At 60.8% G+C, this 16,753-nt stretch carries 14 protein-coding genes, 1 rRNA gene and 1 pseudogene; 6 read left to right on the forward strand and 10 right to left on the reverse strand.

Annotated elements, in window-relative coordinates; translation table 11 throughout:
• Nucleotides 1-4: 4 nt before the first annotated feature.
• The 3 genes and pseudogenes from BM321_RS03365 to BM321_RS31165 all read right to left on the reverse strand — a co-directional run.
• Complete coding sequence (locus tag BM321_RS03365; RefSeq protein ID WP_092441508.1) at nt 5-559, reverse strand: DUF2975 domain-containing protein; 555 nt, start codon at nt 557-559, stop codon at nt 5-7.
• An 89-nt stretch (nt 560-648) separates the two neighbouring features.
• On the reverse strand, nt 649-1,080 hold the full coding sequence (locus tag BM321_RS31160; RefSeq protein WP_371856606.1) for a methyl-accepting chemotaxis protein: 432 nt from the start codon (nt 1,078-1,080) through the stop codon (nt 649-651).
• A 108-nt stretch (nt 1,081-1,188) separates the two neighbouring features.
• Nucleotides 1,189-2,097: pseudogene (locus BM321_RS31165) on the reverse strand (PAS domain-containing protein); the annotation flags it as partial.
• Nucleotides 2,098-2,184: 87 nt separating this feature from the next.
• Here BM321_RS31165 and BM321_RS03375 point away from each other — a divergent pair.
• Together BM321_RS03375 and BM321_RS03380 are read left to right on the forward strand one after the other, a co-directional pair.
• Nucleotides 2,185-3,603, forward strand: a complete 1,419-nt coding sequence (locus tag BM321_RS03375) for a short-chain fatty acid transporter (protein WP_092329294.1) — start codon at nt 2,185-2,187, stop codon at nt 3,601-3,603.
• Between the two features lie 113 nt (nt 3,604-3,716).
• Complete coding sequence (locus BM321_RS03380) at nt 3,717-4,886, forward strand: hypothetical protein (RefSeq protein ID WP_092329291.1); 1,170 nt, start codon at nt 3,717-3,719, stop codon at nt 4,884-4,886.
• Nucleotides 4,887-4,984: 98 nt separating this feature from the next.
• Here BM321_RS03380 and can read toward each other — a convergent pair whose 3' ends face one another.
• The gene (can, locus tag BM321_RS03385) at nt 4,985-5,629 is read right to left on the reverse strand and encodes a carbonate dehydratase (RefSeq protein ID WP_003185433.1); all 645 of its coding nucleotides are present in this window, start codon (nt 5,627-5,629) and stop codon (nt 4,985-4,987) included.
• Nucleotides 5,630-5,761: 132 nt separating this feature from the next.
• Between can and BM321_RS03390 the strand changes: the two genes are divergently transcribed.
• Nucleotides 5,762-6,166: a serine kinase/phosphatase gene (locus BM321_RS03390; protein WP_092441510.1), complete on the forward strand. Its 405-nt coding sequence runs from the start codon at nt 5,762-5,764 to the stop codon at nt 6,164-6,166.
• Nucleotides 6,167-6,352: 186 nt separating this feature from the next.
• Here the strand turns inward: BM321_RS03390 and rimI are convergent, their stop codons facing one another.
• Nucleotides 6,353-6,805, reverse strand: coding sequence for a ribosomal protein S18-alanine N-acetyltransferase (gene rimI / locus BM321_RS03395; protein WP_047229376.1), 453 nt, complete (start codon nt 6,803-6,805; stop codon nt 6,353-6,355).
• Nucleotides 6,798-7,577, reverse strand: coding sequence for an energy transducer TonB (locus BM321_RS03400; RefSeq protein WP_092441511.1), 780 nt, complete (start codon nt 7,575-7,577; stop codon nt 6,798-6,800). The genes rimI and BM321_RS03400 overlap by 8 nt, the downstream gene beginning before the upstream one ends.
• A 181-nt stretch (nt 7,578-7,758) precedes the next feature.
• Here BM321_RS03400 and mksB point away from each other — a divergent pair, with 181 nt between their 5' ends.
• The 3 genes from mksB to mksF are packed head-to-tail and all read left to right on the forward strand — an operon-like array spanning nt 7,759 to nt 12,567.
• A complete protein-coding gene (gene mksB, locus BM321_RS03405) occupies nt 7,759-9,039 on the forward strand; it encodes an Mks condensin complex protein MksB (protein WP_060743131.1) in 1,281 nt (426 codons plus the stop codon).
• Complete coding sequence (gene mksE / locus BM321_RS03410) at nt 9,029-9,730, forward strand: Mks condensin complex protein MksE (protein WP_092329281.1); 702 nt, start codon at nt 9,029-9,031, stop codon at nt 9,728-9,730. Before mksB ends, mksE begins: the two co-directional genes overlap by 11 nt.
• Nucleotides 9,727-12,567 carry an Mks condensin complex protein MksF gene (mksF, locus tag BM321_RS03415; protein ID WP_092329279.1) on the forward strand — a complete coding sequence of 947 codons (2,841 nt, stop codon included), beginning with the start codon at nt 9,727-9,729 and terminating at the stop codon, nt 12,565-12,567. The genes mksE and mksF overlap by 4 nt, the downstream gene beginning before the upstream one ends.
• A gap of 187 nt (nt 12,568-12,754) precedes the next feature.
• Here mksF and BM321_RS03420 read toward each other — a convergent pair whose 3' ends face one another.
• From BM321_RS03420 to rrf, 4 genes are all read right to left on the reverse strand, one after another.
• Nucleotides 12,755-15,058, reverse strand: coding sequence for a PqiB family protein (locus BM321_RS03420; protein WP_092441512.1), 2,304 nt, complete (start codon nt 15,056-15,058; stop codon nt 12,755-12,757).
• Nucleotides 15,051-15,674: a paraquat-inducible protein A gene (locus tag BM321_RS03425; protein WP_092441513.1), complete on the reverse strand. Its 624-nt coding sequence runs from the start codon at nt 15,672-15,674 to the stop codon at nt 15,051-15,053. The genes BM321_RS03420 and BM321_RS03425 overlap by 8 nt, the downstream gene beginning before the upstream one ends.
• Nucleotides 15,661-16,320: a paraquat-inducible protein A gene (locus BM321_RS03430; RefSeq protein WP_092441514.1), complete on the reverse strand. Its 660-nt coding sequence runs from the start codon at nt 16,318-16,320 to the stop codon at nt 15,661-15,663. Before BM321_RS03430 ends, BM321_RS03425 begins: the two co-directional genes overlap by 14 nt.
• 147 nt (nt 16,321-16,467) lie before the next feature.
• Nucleotides 16,468-16,583, reverse strand: a 5S ribosomal RNA gene (gene rrf / locus BM321_RS03435).
• Nucleotides 16,584-16,753 lie beyond the last annotated feature (170 nt).

Consider the following 16,753-nt stretch of genomic DNA (forward strand, 5'->3'; position numbering starts at 1 on the left):
AATCTCAAACGAATGTTCTGTTTTCTGAATCGACTTCACTGGCCTGGGACAGTATCCGGGCAATGATCGCAATACAGGCGGCAAGAAATAAAGCGACGAAAGACGGCGCGGTAATACTGAAGGTCAGCAATCGCTGGCCGACCGGCGCATTGATCGTCACCAGCAGGCTGAGAAACGGCTCGCAGATGAAGTCCAGCAGCACCCACAACGCCACCGCGCGCCCCGCATTGCCCAGGTAAACCGCTGCCGCGGTGGAAAAGTATTGCCCTTGGGCGTAGTGCTTGAAGAGCCTGCGCAAGTGGGTGAGCCCGACCGCCAGGGCCAGCAAGGGAATGCTCGTCAACAGTCCCCCACCCAGGCGTTGCCACCCCGTCAAGCGCATCGCCTCTTCAGGCAAGCTCGACAGCTGCCGCTCGGTCAGGGCAAAGCCCAGGCCGTATCGGGAGGCCGCTTCAGGGTACAGCCAGGCCACGGCGTTGACGACCATCATCGCGACCATGAAAACAAGGGTGACGGCTGCCATCCGCTGGCTGTACAGGGCAAGACGATTCGAGTGCATGTGAGGCTCCAATAGAATAAGGGAGCCCAAAACATAGCCATGAAATTATCGCAAAACAATAATTAATATGTAAAAAACAATAATAATCTCTACGTGGACAGCTGATTGGCAAACTGGCTCACGGCATCGACCACCTTCTTCGCCCCGTCCTGGATCTCGACGATCACCGTCCCCGCCTCGGCGGCCAGGGCCAGGCCATGTTCGGCCTGGTGCTGGCCGTCGGTCATCAGCGCCACCGCGTTGCGGGCCATGTCCTGGTTCTGGCGGACCACGCCGACGATTTCCTCGGTCGCCTGGCTGGTACGCGATGCCAGTTGGCGCACCTCATCGGCCACCACCGCAAAGCCCCGTCCTTGCTCGCCGGCCCGGGCCGCTTCGATGGCGGCGTTGAGCGCCAGCAGGTTGGTCTGTTCGGCGATGCCGCTGATGGTCTTGACGATGGTCCCGATCACCTGGGATTGCTCGTTCAACGCCTCGATGCCTTCGCCAGCGGTTTGCATGTGCCGGGCCAGGTCGCGCATCACGTCCACGGCCTGGGTCACCACAGTCGTGCCGCGCTGGGCGCTGTTGTCGGTCTGCAACGAGGTGCTGTAAGCAATGCTGGCCGCTTCGGCGACGGCTTTTTCCTGGTTGACCTGGTCCGTGATGTTAGTGGCGAACTTGACCACTTTGTACAGTCGCTCGTTGGCATCGAGCACCGGATTGTAGGAGGCTTCCAGCCAGACCTCGCGGCCGTTGCTGTCGATGCGTTTGAAGCGCCCGGCCACGAACTCGCCACTGTTCAGGCGCTTCCAGAATTGTTGGTAGTCCGCGCTGTTGTACTCTTCGGGTTCACAAAATATGCGGTGATGCTTGCCCTTGATCTGCGCCAGGTTATAGCCCATGGCATTGAGGAAGCGATCGTTGGCCGTCAGCACGTGACCGCCCAGATCGAACTCGATCACCGCCGTCGAACGCACCAGCGCACCGATGAGGTTTTCATGCTCACGGGAACCCTCGATGGTGCGGGTCAGGTCATTGGCATACATCGAAAAAAAGCGGATCCGCCCGTCGGCATTCCGGACAGGCTGGAGGATCGAACGCAGCCAGGCTTCCTGGCCATTGCCCCGCAGCAGGCGCACGGCACCGGAGAAGTGTTCGCCGCGGGTCAGCGCCGACTTGAAGCGAATCTGGAATTCATTGGATTTCAAATACGCGGGCACCAACTCATCCACAGGCCGGCCGATCAGGTCCTGGCCCTTGTAGCGCATCTCGTCGAGGAAATTCTGATTGACCGATTGAATCCTTCCATCGGCATCCAGGGTGAGACCAAGCATTTCACGGTCCAGGCTTTCCTTGACTTGCACAAGGCTGGACAGTTCTTGGCGAAGAGCCAGTAGCTCCTGCTTCAGGCGGTTGTTGAACATGGGCAGCTCCAGGAACAGCAGAAGAATTAATAGGCTGTTCCCTTGCCATCGGCCCGGCATTTTTTTTCTAAAGAGCGCCGCAAGCCCATTGAAAATATTCCCCGGTGACCTCGAACCCGATAAACCTCCCATGGTCACTGGATTGTTCTACTGTTGCCCTGACCTTTGAAGCCTTGCCGCCATCAATAACCCATAACCATAAAAACGAGGTAATTGTCCGTGACCACTGATATCGAAGACAGCCGTTCCGCCCGCTTCGCCTTGCGCTGTTCCAGTTTCGCCGAGCGCTGGTTCCCCGACTCCTGGGTCTTCGCCGCACTGGCGGTGCTGGTGGTCGCCGTGGCGACGCAATTCATCGGCGCCACGCCCACGGCGGCGGCCATGGCATTTGGCGACGGCTTCTGGAGCCTGATTCCGTTTACGATGCAAATGGCCTTCGTGGTAATTGGCGGTTACGTGGTCGCCAGCTCGCCGCCCGCCGTCAAGTTGATCGATCGCCTGGCGCGTATTCCGACCAACGGCCGCTCCGCGGTGGCGTGGGTGGCACTGATTTCCATGGTCGCGTCGTTGCTCAACTGGGGCCTGTCGTTGGTGTTTGGCGGCTTGCTGGTGCGCGCCCTCGCCCGCCGCACCGACCTGAAGATGGATTACCGCGCCGCCGGTGCCGCCGCCTACCTGGGCCTGGGCGCGGTGTGGGCGCTGGGCTTGTCTTCGTCGGCGGCGCAGCTGCAGGCCAACCCGGCCAGCCTGCCGCCTTCGATCCTGTCGATTACCGGCGTCATTCCGTTCACCCAGACGATTTTCCTCTGGCAGTCGGGCGTGATGTTGCTGGCGCTGATCGTGATCTCATTGATGGTCGCCTACGCCACCGCTCCCGGCCCCAACAGCGCCCGTGACGCCGCCGCTTGCGGGATCGACCCGAGTTTCAGCATGCCAGCGTTGCAGCCCCGTACCCGGCCGGGAGAATGGCTGGAGCACAGTCCGCTGCTGACCATCGCCCTGGTACTGCTGGCCGCCGGCTGGCTGTTCCATGAGTTTTCGACCAAGCCTGCGATCAGTGCCATTTCCGGCCTCAACACTTACAACTTCCTGTTCATCATGCTGGGCGCCTTGCTGCACTGGCGGCCGCGCAGCTTCCTCGACGCCGTGGCCCGCGCGGTGCCGACCACCACGGGCGTGTTGATCCAGTTCCCGTTGTACGGCTCGATCGCCGCGCTGTTGACCACGGTCAAGGGCAGCGATACCCAGACCCTGGCCCACCATATCTCGACCTTTTTCGTCCAGATCGCCTCCCATGACACCTACGCCTTGCTGATGGGCGTCTATTCGGCGGTGCTGGGCTTTTTCATTCCTTCCGGCGGCGGCAAGTGGATCATCGAAGCGCCCTACGTCATGCAAGTGGCCAACGACCTGAACTATCACCTGGGCTGGGCCGTGCAGATCTACAACGCCGCCGAAGCGCTGCCCAACCTCATCAACCCGTTCTACATGCTGCCGTTGTTGGGGGTGTTGGGGCTGAAGGCGAGGGACTTGATCGGCTTTTCCTTCGTGCAGTTGCTGGTGCATACACCCCTGGTGCTGGCGCTGCTGTGGGCGCTGGGGACGACATTGAGTTATTTGCCGCCAGTGATGCCATAAAGCCATAAAAAAGGGCCGATATTTCCATCGGCCCACTTCTTCTTCGGCTCGGTCTGTTTCAGTATGGATACGCCCTGCTTTTGAGGGTCCCTCACGCTGAAAAGGATCTGAGCATGTTCAAACTCGCAGCACTTCCTCTTGCCGCCCTTACCCTGAGCGCCACCGTCCACGCCGCCGACGTTACCAAGATCGACGTACAGCTAGGCAGCACCGAGCGCGTCACCCGCCTCTTCGCCTACCCCAACAACTGCAACGTCATTTGTTTTCGCGACTGGACCCTGGAGCAGACCGTCGAGCATTACCTGACCCAAAGTGTGCAGCGCGACGGCTACGACACCGCCAAGGTCCAGGTCAACATCGACAACGATAAGGTCTATGCCAGCATCGACGGCGTGCCCAAGAGCTACGGCCAACCGCTGAAGGCGCTGCTCGACGCCGGGGACCTGGCGTACAACGGTGCCTCGAAACTCAACAGCGACAAGAAATGGTCCTACAACTGGTACCTGTTCCTGCCGCTGGGCATGGCCCTGGAAAACCGCAAGAGTGTCGAATTGCTGCACTTCCCGCCGGACTACTCCCTGACCCAGGCCCAGGATTACCTGGAGTCGGCGACCACTGATCGCTGGGCCACGCTGCTGACTGTCAACGGCATTGCCGCTGAACAGACACCGGCCTACCAGACCATCATCGACATCGCGCCCATCGCAGCGCCGTCCAATGCTGGCAGCACATTGGAGGGGCTCTACAGCTACTTCAACGATTACCAGACCACCATGGTCACACAGATCACCCAAACCGCCAGCGGCTCCGCATTGCCGATGGTGGCCTTCGGAGCGCCCGTTCGGAACTGGATCAAGACTCAGTACGGCCAGACTGTGGGCGTGCTCGGCCTGGCGACCATCACGCCGACCGCGGGGGTCAAGGTCCCGGTCCTGGGCTCCAACCACCCGAGCTATATCTGGTATGCCGCTGACAAGGAAAACTACGACGGTGACGAAGCCAAGGCCGATGCCGCCGGCTTGAAAGTCATGGGCCAGGACCTGAGCGCCGCCTGCTGGCAAGCCGGCATGGGCAGCAAGCCGGGCACCGACCCGAGCACCCAGCTGAACCAGTGCACGCAGACCTGGCAGGTCACGCAAAAGGAAAAGACCTGCGAGTTGTTCTATACCTCGGTGCGTAAACTGAGCGAGGCAGATGCAGCGAAAAAATGCGAAACGCCCGCGATCAAGTCGCAACTTCCGCAACTTAAAGTGCCCATGCCGCTGCCTGCCGAGGCGGTGTAAACCTTGAGGCGCCTTCCCGCGTAAGCTTGCGCTGACACGGGAAAGCGCCTTTGGCTCCTGTCAGACTCGACAGTCGATACATTTCTACGGCACTGGCGTCAGGGCGCGCCCACCGGACGCAGCCGATACTGCGGCGGCAATTGCTCGAAGCCGCTGATCGTGGTGTCCAGGCTCTTCCAGCGTCCGTCCTTGATGCCGTAGATGCAGCCATGAATCGACAGTTTCTGCCCACGGTGCCAGGCGTTCTGCACGATACTGGTATGGCCGACGTTGGCCACCTGCTGGATCACGTTGAGTTCGCACAGGCGGTCGACCCGTTCTTCTTCGGTCGGCAACTGGCCCAACGCCTCGCGATGCTCGTAATACAGGTCGCGAATCGAGCGCAGCCAGCCGTCGATCAAGCCCAGTTGGCGGTCCTGCATCGAGGCACGCACGCCGCCACAGCCATAATGGCCAGTGACCAGGATGTGCTTGACCTTGAGCACGTCCACCGCGTACTGGATCACCGACAGGCAGTTGAGGTCGGTGTGCAGCACCACGTTGGCCACGTTGCGGTGCACGAACAGATCGCCCGGCAGCATGCCGACGATCTCGTTGGCCGGCACCCGCGCATCGGAACAACCGATCCACAGATACTCCGGGGTCTGCTGACGAGCCAGCTTGGCGAAAAAGTCAGGATCCTCCTGCTTGATCGCATCGGCCCAGCGCGCGTTGTTATCAATCAGATCTTGTAATTCGTTCATGCTGTCTAGCCTCGATAGAGAGTGCGCAACTGTGACAGACGACCGCCGGTCGAGGTCACGTCGGCGATGCATTGGAATTCCTGGCTGCGCTGTCGGTCGACACCAGTAAGGCCCACAGTAGGAGGAATTGCCATGAATGATTCACGACGCCCTTTCGATGCGACGCAACCGGAACCCATCGACGACAATGAAGATCGCATGGGCTCGATGCATGAGTTGGAGTTCGACGACGAGCAGCCCAGCGCGAAAATCGGCGACGAATTGCCGCAAGACGAACGCGAACAGCTGATGCCTCGTGAACGCGTGCGTGAAGCAGGCATGACAGGCGCCTCGACGGATGATCACCAACCGACCGACGACGACATGAGCCCGGAAACCCTCATTCACGAAGACGGCGCCCGGGATGCCTTTGAGACCGGCGACGACGAACAGGCCGATTGGGACCTGAGCATCGTGAACGAAAATGACATTGGTGGCGGCGACGGGCTGGACGAAGCGGAGATGGCCGATATCGATCCGTTGGATGGCAAGCGTTGACCCGGCAATCGCCATCGCGAGCAAGCTCGCTCCCACATGGTTTTGTGTTGATCACAAACTTGATGCATACCGCCAAGCCCCTGTGGGAGCGAGCTTGCTCGCGATAGCGGTGGATCAGTTTGCATCGATGTCGAATGTACCGCCGTCTTCGCGAGCAAGCTCGCTCCCACAGGGGGTCACGGCGCTTCAGTCCACCAAGGTACACGCCATGACCACCGCATCCTCGCGCCCACCCACCGCCGGGTAGTAATCCCGGCGTCGGCCCACTTCGTTGAAGCCATAGCGCTCATACAAGCGGAACGCCGTGCGGTTGCTGTCGCGCACTTCCAGGAAGCATTCCCGGGCCTCGGCCTTGTAGGCAATCGACATCAGGTGTTCCAACAGGCGCAACCCCAGGCCACGGCCCTGGTTTTCCGGCTTGACGGTAATGTTGAGCAGGTGCGCCTCATCCAGGATGATCTGCACCACGCCATGGCCCACTTGCTGCTGGCCTTCGAACATCAGCCAGATCTGGTATTTGCCCAGCCCGTCGAGAAATATCCCGCGGGTCCAGGGGTGGCTGTAGGCCGCGTATTCGATTTTCAGTACAGCGTCGAGGTCCGCCTCGGTCATCGGGCGGAACGATACAGCGTCACTCATTCGATTCTTTCCAGCGCGCCATCAGCCGGCGCATGGCTTGCCAGACATCAGCCTTGCGCTGTGGCGTTTCCATTAACAGTTCCAGCCCGGGCAACGCCCAGGCCGAGCCCAGGCCTTCGACCTGCAGTTCGCGATTGAACGCTTCGGCATCCGCCTCGCCGGCAAATTTCACCGCCGGCAGGCCGATCAACCACAGGCACACGCAGGGCTCGTCTTCGAGCCGCGCCGAAACGAAGCCCTGGACGAAATCCCGTGCCGCTTCCGGCCCCTGGTCCAGGGTGCCGCGTGACAACAACGGCCAACGCACCGGCTCGCCGATGATTTGCGGGCTGTCCGGCAGACCGGCGGCGCGCAGCATGTCCTTGAGCAGCAAGTAGGCCGGATCGCGGCTTTGGAACGGCTCGCCCGTGGGCAACTCCACCAACAGCAGGCAACGCCCTGCCCGCAGCAGTTGCAGGGCGAAACGCGGCGGGGCGACGTAGGCAGCCTTGGGCGGCGCCTCGACCACCTCCTCCACCGGCTTGGCATTGGTGCGGGTCGAGGCCAGGCTCGGGCGCGGCACTTCGATTTTTGGCCGCTCGGGAGCCGGCGCTGGCGGCTCGGCGACCGTCTTGGCCACAGGCGCCGTCACGGCCGGCGCGATGTACTCAGGCTCGGGCGCTTCCAACAGCTCGGGCCGCGACGGGGCGGCGAACGGCAATTCGGTACGCGGCAGCCAGTTGACCACCTGCATGGCGGTCAGATAGGCGCGGCGACGGGACTCGATAAGCAAGGGTCGGCCACTTGTGGATAACTGAAAGTGGGAGCGATTCTACCGCCCTTCGACGCGGATCGCTTCCCTGTTGGAGCAATTGTTGATCGATCGAGAACGACAGTCCGTCCAAGGGGTGAATCGCAACCGGCTCGATGCAGTACAATCGCCGCTTTTAATTGCCAACCCGACGGCCATTGCGATGATCGAACCCAAGCGCGTCTTGCGCGCCCTCGCTGAACACTGGGCATTGCTGGAACCTTTGTGCGAGCACTTCGACCAGGGCACCCTGAGCCTCAACGAATTGCGTTCACAGCTGGCCGCCCAACAATTGGACAGCACGCCCCAGGACATCACCAACCTGCTGGACGTGTGGATCCGCCTGGACATCCTCGTACCGGTGGCGAAAAGCCCGAACCGTTTCGAGCTCAACGCCCAGATCCATGATTTTCTCGCCTACCTGCGCCGCGAACACCGCCTGGGCCTATGCCTGGAAATCGAAGCCTACCTGCGCCACCTTGAGCGCCTGGCCGGTTACATCCAGGACGCCTTCGACATTCGCGACGGCAACGACCTGGCCCGCCAGTTGCGCCTGCTGGACATGCGCGTGCGCGACGTCCTCAAGAAACTCGCCAACGACGAACAGGCCCTGGTGGCCGTGGCCGAACGGGCCAAGACCAGCGATCGGCAGATCCCGCTGCGTCAACGCTACGCCGAAGTGTTGGCGACCTGGGACGAATACGTCGAGCCGATGATCCAATTGGTGAATGCCGACGGCGCCTTCGAGCAAGGCGTGCGCAAGGTCGAGAACGTGCTGTTGCGCATGCTCACCGAACAGCAGCGCCTCGGGCATCTGGTGGACGACGACATGCTGCTGCGCACCCACGCGCGCATCCTCGAGATGCAGACCAGCGCCCAGTTGACCCTGCGCCATGCCCGCGAGCTGCTCCTGCCATTGCGCGAAGAAGCCCGCCGCCACAACGCCGTGACCCGTGGCGCCGCACTGGCCCTGGCCGCCATTCGCCGCAAAGGCATCGACGCCGTGCCGCAAGCCGCCATGCCGTTGTTCACCCGGCCGCAAAGCACCTTCCTGGGCAGTGCCAGCCAGGTCGAAGCCTATGTCTATGCCCTGGCCCGTTTCGAACCGAAACCGGCGCGTTTCCCCAAGTCCCACAAGACCCACAAGGGTGGCGAAGCACCGCGCGCCCCACGCACCGTGCGCGAGATGGTCGAGCGTTGCGAAGACGCCCTGCCGATGCCGGACCTGATGACCTGGCTGCTGGAACAGGAACCGGACGGCGCCACCGACGAATTGCTGTACTGGTTCTCGCGCCTGTCGCGGGAAAAACGCTTCAAGCGCGAGCGCCTGGAGCGCCGCGACTACCACACTCACGAGCATCAGGTCAGCCTGCGCTCCTTCGCCCTGCTCTCGGCCGGCGACACCGCCGCCGAGGATTCTGCGAGCATCCCCCATGCATCTTGATCTATCCGAACTGTCCCAGCTGGCGCCGATCTTCCGCGAGCTGTTCAAGGGTTACCACGTCAGCCGCCGCGACCCGGAGCTGTACGCCCAACTGTCGAACTTCCAGGACCAGTACCGCACGCTGTTCAAGGCCCTGGGCTTCGAACTGGTGTGCGACACCCGTGGCTTCTACTACTTCGTGCCGGACCTGGCCGCCGCGGCGGTGAACAAGACCGCCCAGCGCCTGGCCCTGTTCACCTTCATCCTGGTCGAGCACCTGGCCGACCAGGGCCGCGACCCGATCGCCGTGCTCGATGGCGGCAGCCTGGGTCGCGACGAGCTGCCTTCGCTGCTGGAGAAATACCGCGACCTGTTCATCCAGGCCGAAGTGCAGACCCAGGAAGAGCTGGAAGAAAAAATCATGCGTCGCATGACTCAACTGGGTTTTGCCAGCGAAGAAAACGGCGTGTATCGCTTCCTGCCGCCGATGCACCGCTTCCTCGACGTCTGCCTGTCGGTCCAGCAGGACCGCGACCTGGCCGCCAGCCTGCACAGCGTGCTGCCGCTGCCGGCACCGGTGCTGATCGACGAAGACAGCGACGAAAAACTGCTGCAGACCGATGATCCGCTGGACCTCAGCGAATTCGAAGGTGAAAGCGAAGAAGAGGCCCTGGCCCGCGCCATTGCCGAAGAACAGGAGACCGACGCATGAGCAAGGAACGCTACGGCATCCGCCGCTTTGCCCTTTTGAACACCGCTGGCTACAGCCTTGGCTTGTTCCCGCTGGAAGAACCGCTGTCGGTGTACGGCGCGAACAACCTGGGTAAATCCGCCTCGATCAACGCCTTGCAGTTCCCGATCCTGGCCCGCATGTCGGACATGAGCTTCGGCAAGTACAGCCTGGAGCAATCCCGGCGCTTCTACTTTGCCTCGGACACCAGCTACATCCTGGTGGAAGTCGCCCTGCCCCACGGCCCGCACGTGATTGGCGTGGTCGGTCGCGGCCCCGGCGGCGGTTTCGGACACCAGTTCTTTGCCTACGCCGGCAAACTGGACCTGGCCCACTATCAGAAAAATGACACCTGCCTGCGGCAGAAAGAGCTGTTCACCAACCTGGAGCGCGAAGGCCTCAAAGCCTACGAACTCAAGCCGGATGAACTGCGACGCCTGCTGGTGGGTGGTCACACCTCGATCCCGCTGGACCTGACGCTGATCCCGCTGCGTTCCACCAGCGAGCAAAGCCTCAAGACCTTCCGCGCACTGTTCATCAACCTGCTGCACATGCGTGAAATCACCGCGGCCAAGCTCAAGCAATTGTTCCTCGATGCGTTCGAGCACAGCCTGCGTTCCGGCAGCGTGGACTACATCGCCGCATGCGAAGAAGCCTTCCGCGACGTACGCCGCATGGAGCAGGACTACAACTCCCTGGTGGCGGCCGGCCCGTTGGTGGAGGCCCTGGCCAATGGCGTGAAGCAGCGCGATATCCTGCGCGGCAAACTGCATCGCCTCTCGCCACTGCTCGACTCGTTGCTGGGCACCTGGTCGGACTACGCCAGTGCGCGCAAGGAAGAGCTGACCATCCAGGCCGAACACTACCGCAACGAGCAGGACTCGCTGCAGAACGACCAGCGCGGTGGCACCCAGGAGCTGATGCGCCTGGAGCGGGAAATCAGCGGCATCCAGCGCTGGCTCGGCGAGCTGTCGGTGCTCAAGCATCGCTTTGCCCTGGTGGATGACGTCAAGGTCCTGGAACAGCAACTACTCGCGGCCAAGGACGCCCACGACGAACTGGCCGGCGCCCTGGCCCAGTCCCGGCAGTTCAGCGCCGAAGACCTGGAAGAGCGCCTGCGGGACCTGGAAAAACGTCTGAAGTCGGTCAAGCAGCAACTCGATCACGCCGACAACAACAGCTACGCCCGCCTGCGGGAAGAATTCTCGCAACAGGATGTCGAACGCCTGATGCGCTTGTTCAACAGCGCCCTGTTCAGCCTGCCCCTGGGCGAACACGGCATCGCGCTGGACGAGAACGGCGAGTGGGTCAAATCCATGGAGCTGATCCTCGACGGCTTCAAGGGTGAGCGTTTCGAAGTGCCGGGGCTGTCCATCGACCTGTCCCACATCGAGCCGCCCGCCCTGCAAGCCCTGGCCGACCGTGCCGCGCTGCGGGACCAGAAAGAGCGCCTGGAAAAAGAACTCAAGCAGCTCAAGACCCAACAAGCCGTGGCCGCCGACCGCGCCGCGAGCAAGACCCAGACCGAGGCCCTGTACCAGCAGGTACTGGATGCGCAAAAAGCCCTGGAAGACTTCCGCCGCAGCCAGACCCTGAGCGCCGAGGAAGGCGAGAAGCTCGAGCAACTGGCGCAGATGGAAGCCGCCCAGGACGAACTCAAGCGCTCCAGCGATGCCTTCACCGAACGCGTCCAGCAATTGTCCGCCAAGTTGCAACTGGTGGGCCGGCAGATCGCCGACATGGAAGCCAAGCAACGCACCCTCGACGACGCCCTGCGCCGTCGTCAATTGCTGCCGGCGGACCTGCCGTTCGGCACGCCGTTCATGGACCCGGTCGACGATTCCATGGACAACCTGCTGCCGCTGCTCAACGACTACCAGGACAGCTGGCAAGGCCTGTTGCGCGTCGATGGCCAGATCGAAGCGTTGTATGCCCAGGTGCGCCTCAAGGGCGTGGCCAAGTTCGACAGCGAAGATGACATGGAGCGGCGCCTGCAACTGCTCATCAACGCCTATGCCCACCGCACCGACGAAGCCCTGACCCTGGGCAAGGCGCGCCGTGCCGCCGTGACCGACATCGCCCGGACCCTGCGCAACATCCGCAGCGACTACGACAGCCTCGAGCACCAACTGGCGCTGTTCAACCGCGAGATCAACAAGCGTCAGGTGTCCAACCTGCAGAGCTTCCGCATCGTCCTGGCGCCGAACAAGGAAGCGCTCAAGCACATCGACCAGATCATCCACAGCGCCGGTCAGTACGAGGAAGGCGAGACGCTGTCGGTGTTCGACCTCAGCCAGAGCGCCGAGCAGGACAACAAGAACGAAGAAGCCAAGGAATACCTGGCGCGGCTGGTGGCGGCGAATCACAACCAGCTCGGCCTCAAGGACCTGTTCGAACTGGCGTTCGAGATCACCAAGGTCAACGGCCAGCCCGTGATCCACACCGACATCGACGGCGCGGCATCCAACGGCACCACCATGACCATCAAGGCGCTGACCAACATGTACTTGTTGCTGCACCTGATGGACCGCGAACAGGCCGGTCGCGTGCGCCTGCCTTACTACCTGGACGAAGCGGCGGACATCGACGAGAAAAACCAGGCGGCACTGCTGGAAACCAGCCTGCAACTGGGCTTCGTGCCGATCCTCGCCAGTGTGAAACCGCAAGTCTGCGCCAGTGTCGCCATCGACCTGGAAGGCGGCAGCGGTCCGAACGGCATCTACATCGACGAAGCGGACTGGAAATACATCCGTCGTCACGATGCGGTGAAAGCCACGATGAATGTGCAGGCCGATGAGCCGGAGCTGGATCCGGTGTGAAGTGAATAGCCGGGCATGAAAAAGGCCGCGATCCAAATGGACCGCGGCCTTTTTCATTGCGCCGGTTTTGAGTCTTCAGTGCAACGGATGGCCTCATCGCGAGCAAGCTCGCTCCCACATTGGACTGCTTCTGGATGAACCATCCTGCATCCCTGTGGGCGCGAGCTTGCTCGCGATAGCGCCACAACTACTTGCCAAGACTGATCTTCGGCGCCCAGGTCAGCCATTCGTCTTCAAACTTATCGAACAACGGGAAGGTCTGCTCCGCTCGGGCCGGATTGCCCATTCGTTCACCGTCCGGCGTTGCGAACGCAATACCGCCCTGGAGCAGCGTTTCAAGCGACTCGGTTCGCACCGTCGCGCCCTTGAACAGACCGAAGTCCAAACCGAAGCCACTGCTGTTCCAGAAGCGTGTGCCGCTGCGCACCAGTGGCGCATATTTGGGCTCGATCAGGATATGGATCAACACCCGGTCCGCCGTCTGGCCCAGTTCATAACCGGTGACCTTGCCTACCGTGATCTCGCGATAGGTGACCGGCACGCCGATCTTCAGCGAACCACGGCGGGCCGCACTCAGCACCAGGCTCAGACCCGCTTCGGGTACAGCGCTTTCCGGTGGATTGGCCAAGGCCACGAAGCTTTTTTGTGGCCCGAGGTTTTTCGCCGAAGGCTGCACTTCAATGTATTGGCCTGTGACCAGCGTCTCCAGGTTGGAGGTCTTTATCAACCCCAACTCAGGCTTGACCACCCAGAACTGAGACCCGACCCGGGCGATACGCTCCGGCACCTCGGTAATACGCGCAGTGAGCAACACCGATTGCATGTCGGCGCTGAGGTCGACCTCTTCGATCTTGCCCACATCCAGCCCTTTGAAACGGATCGGCGTACCGCTGCGCAAGCCATCGGCGCGGTCGACCTTGATCGTCACGACCGTGCCCTTCTGCTGTGCGGCTTCGCGATCTGCATGCAAACGAAAACGCGGGATGCGCCTTTTCAACGGCACGTTCGGTTCCGGCGTTTCGAAGGCGATCCCGCCGGCCATCAGGCTTTGCAGGGACTCGCTCTTGACCTGTATCCCGCCGGTCAAGCCGCCCGTGAGGGTAACGCCGCTGGCGTTCCAGAATCGCGTCGAACCGTTGACCAGGCCTTCATATTCCTTCTCGATATGCACGCCGATGATCAGTTGTTTTTTCTTGCGGGAAAACTGGTAGCTCTGCACCGATCCGACCTTGACCTGCTTATAGAGAATCGGGCTACCGACCTCCAGCGATCCGAGGTTCTCCGTCAACAGGACCAAATGCAGTCCCGGTGAACGCAGGTCCAACGGCGGCGCCTTCGCCCTGGCTTCGAACTCGCGCTGCGGCGCTCCGCCTTTATCGCCTGGACGTATGGCAATGTAATTACCCTTGACCAGCGCTTCCAGGCCGGTGATACCTGCCAGGGAGATCGATGGCTTGACGACCCAGAACTGTGTGCCGGTGACTAGGTAATCTTCGGCCAAGGGGTCCAGGGTCAGTTCAGCCGTCGCGCTGGCCAGGTCCGGATCGACCTTGAGGTTCTTCAGGCTGCCGACCTGGATGCCTTTGTACATCACCGGCGTACGCCCGGCCTGCAATCCCTCGAAGTCGCTGAGTTTGACTTTCACCCGGATTCCCGCAGCGGCCGCATCAAAGTCTTCGTAGAGACGAAACGGCAGGCTCGGATCCGTTGGAGGACTGTCCTTGCGGCTTTCCGGTGTGGCGAATGCAATACCGCCGGCCACGATGCTCGCCAGGGACTCGCTGCGCACTTTCACACCCGACAGGTTGGCATCGATGCTGATGCCGCTGGCGTTCCAGAAACGCGTGTGTTTACGAACCAGGCTGGCATAGGTCGGCTCGATGAAGACTTTGACCTCGACTTTGCTCTGATCCTCGGACAGCAGGTAACTTTTCACCTGGCCGACCTGGATCTGTTTATAGAACACCGGGCTGCCGCGGTTCAGCGACCCCAGCCGGTCAGCCTTGAGAGTCAGGTGCAAACCCGGCTTGGCGTCCGACAGCGGCGGCTCTTCGGCCAGGGCCTTGAACTTGCGCGCCGACTCGCCGTCACCCGGACTGATCGCCACGTAGTTACCCGAAACCAGGGTCTCCAGGCCTGTGATCCCGGCCAGGCTCACGCTCGGTTTGACCAGCCAGAAACGTGTGCCGGTCTTGAGATACTGCTCGACGTCCTTGTTCATCTCGACCGTCGCGACCACGCCCTTGGAACTGCCTTCGTCATCGAGTTTGAGCGCCGTCACTTTACCGACCGTCATCCCTTTGTAGACGACTTCGGTTTTGTTGACCTGGATGCCTTCGCCACTCTCAAAGCGCACAGTGATCTCGATTCCGGTCTCGTTATAAGCCCGCCAGCCGAGCCAGCCACCGATGATCAATGCGATCAGCGGCAAGACCCAGATGGCTGACCAGTTCGAAGCCGGTCGGGTTTTAGCGGTAGGCAAATCAGTCATGGTCGTTATCCGACTCCGTGTTATCCCAAATCAGTCGGGGATCGAAGGTTACTGCGGCAATCATTGTCAAAATCACTACGCTGGCGAAAGCAATCGCGCCAAGACCGGCTTCGACACTGGCAAGTCGCCCAAAATTCACCACCGCCACCAGAATGGCGATCACGAAAATATCCAGCATCGACCAACGACCAATGAACTCGATGAAACGGTACATAAGAATGCGTTGTCGTGCCGACATGGGCTGGTGCCGCTGCACGGAAAACAATAACAACGCGATACCCACCAGCTTGAAGGTCGGCACAAGGATACTGGCGATGAACACCACGGCGGCGATAGGAATCATACCGTGGTGAACCAACTCGATGACGCCGGCCATGATGGTGCTCGGGGCGTCTTGGCCCAGCGAGTTGATGGTCATGATCGGCAGCATATTGGCCGGGATATAAAGAATTGCGGCCGTGATCAGCAGTGCCCAGGTTCGCATCAAGCTGTTCGGGCGACGGGGATGGATCAGCGCGCCGCAGCGAGTACAGGTTTGTTTGTCGGCTTCAGTGTCCTGCCGATTCAATTCATGGCATTCCGTACAAACCAGAATGCCGGCATCAATCGCCCGCATGGGCATCTTCTCCTGATAACGCCTGCCAGATCTGATGCGGTGACATCACCACCTCCAGCCAGACCTGGACCAGCAACAAACTGATGAAACACACCAAGCCAAGGCCTACGGTGATAGCTGCCATGTCTGCCAACTTGACGATGGCCACCAGCACGCCCATGAGGTAAACCTCGAGCATTCCCCAATCGCGGAGATGGTGATAAATGCGGTACAGCAACAAACCGTAGCTACGGCCAACGTCCAGGCGAATGGTCAGCAGCACAGCCAACTGACAAAGCAACTTGAGTAATGGAATGCCCATGCTGCACAGGAACACGACTACCGAGACGCCTTGCATGCCGGTATCGAACAGTGCCACTACCCCACTCCAGACGGTGTCCTGGGAGGACTGCCCAAGCAGATTGAGTTGCATGATGGGTAAGAAGTTGGCCGGCACATATAACAGCAGGGCGGCGATCACCAACGCAAGACTGCATTCGACTACATTGTGCCGGTGAGCATAAAGCTCATAACCGCAGCGGGGGCACTCGGCTTTTTCGCCATGGGCCAGTTGGGGCTTGCGCATCAACAAGTCGCACTCATGACACGCAACCAAATCGCCCAGGGGTAGATCTGGCAACCTATCAGTGTCTGACGGATCGGGCATAAACAGCTCTGGCTCAGCGAAGGTGGGGCTATTCTAGTGCTCCAGCTCGAAAATAACTGTGCAAATTTATTACGAGCGCTCTCAGACTTTCCTGCGGGCAAAACAAAACCCCTACCTGCATCAGCAGATAGGGGTTTCGGAATTTAATCTTGACGATGACCTACTCTCACATGGGGAAACCCCACACTACCATCGGCGATGCATCGTTTCACTTCTGAGTTCGGGATGGGATCAGGTGGTTCCAATGCTCTATGGTCGTCAAGAAATTCGGTAGCCAGCGCGTGCCTTGCGGTCACGTTCCAGCGAATGGGTATGCGATAGTTTGTGCGTTGCAGTCGAGCGTCTCGAACTTTCGGTTCGTTTCGTCTTCACACACCGCAATCTGGTTCTCGCTCGCCCTTAGGCTTGGAGCATTCAAATTGCTTGGGTGTTA

The sequence above is a fragment of the Pseudomonas sp. NFIX10 genome (genome assembly GCF_900111955.1).
Lineage (GTDB): Bacteria > Pseudomonadota > Gammaproteobacteria > Pseudomonadales > Pseudomonadaceae > Aquipseudomonas > Aquipseudomonas fluorescens_AA.

Bases quoted from the DNA above. Each gene is read 5' to 3' on its own strand.
- mksB (WP_060743131.1), top strand. From the start codon at position 7,759: ATGATCGAACCCAAGCGCGTCTTGCGCGCCCTCGCTGAACACTGGGCA.
- BM321_RS03425 (WP_092441513.1), bottom strand. From the start codon at position 15,674: ATGCGGGCGATTGATGCCGGCATTCTGGTTTGTACGGAATGCCATGAA.
- mksF (WP_092329279.1), top strand. From the start codon at position 9,727: ATGAGCAAGGAACGCTACGGCATCCGCCGCTTTGCCCTTTTGAACACC.
- BM321_RS31160 (WP_371856606.1), bottom strand. From the start codon at position 1,080: ATGCGCGACCTGGCCCGGCACATGCAAACCGCTGGCGAAGGCATCGAG.
- BM321_RS03390 (WP_092441510.1), top strand. From the start codon at position 5,762: ATGAATGATTCACGACGCCCTTTCGATGCGACGCAACCGGAACCCATC.
- can (WP_003185433.1), bottom strand. From the start codon at position 5,629: ATGAACGAATTACAAGATCTGATTGATAACAACGCGCGCTGGGCCGAT.
- rimI (WP_047229376.1), bottom strand. From the start codon at position 6,805: ATGAGTGACGCTGTATCGTTCCGCCCGATGACCGAGGCGGACCTCGAC.
- BM321_RS03380 (WP_092329291.1), top strand. From the start codon at position 3,717: ATGTTCAAACTCGCAGCACTTCCTCTTGCCGCCCTTACCCTGAGCGCC.
- BM321_RS03420 (WP_092441512.1), bottom strand. From the start codon at position 15,058: ATGACTGATTTGCCTACCGCTAAAACCCGACCGGCTTCGAACTGGTCA.
- BM321_RS03430 (WP_092441514.1), bottom strand. From the start codon at position 16,320: ATGCCCGATCCGTCAGACACTGATAGGTTGCCAGATCTACCCCTGGGC.
- mksE (WP_092329281.1), top strand. From the start codon at position 9,029: ATGCATCTTGATCTATCCGAACTGTCCCAGCTGGCGCCGATCTTCCGC.
- BM321_RS03365 (WP_092441508.1), bottom strand. From the start codon at position 559: ATGCACTCGAATCGTCTTGCCCTGTACAGCCAGCGGATGGCAGCCGTC.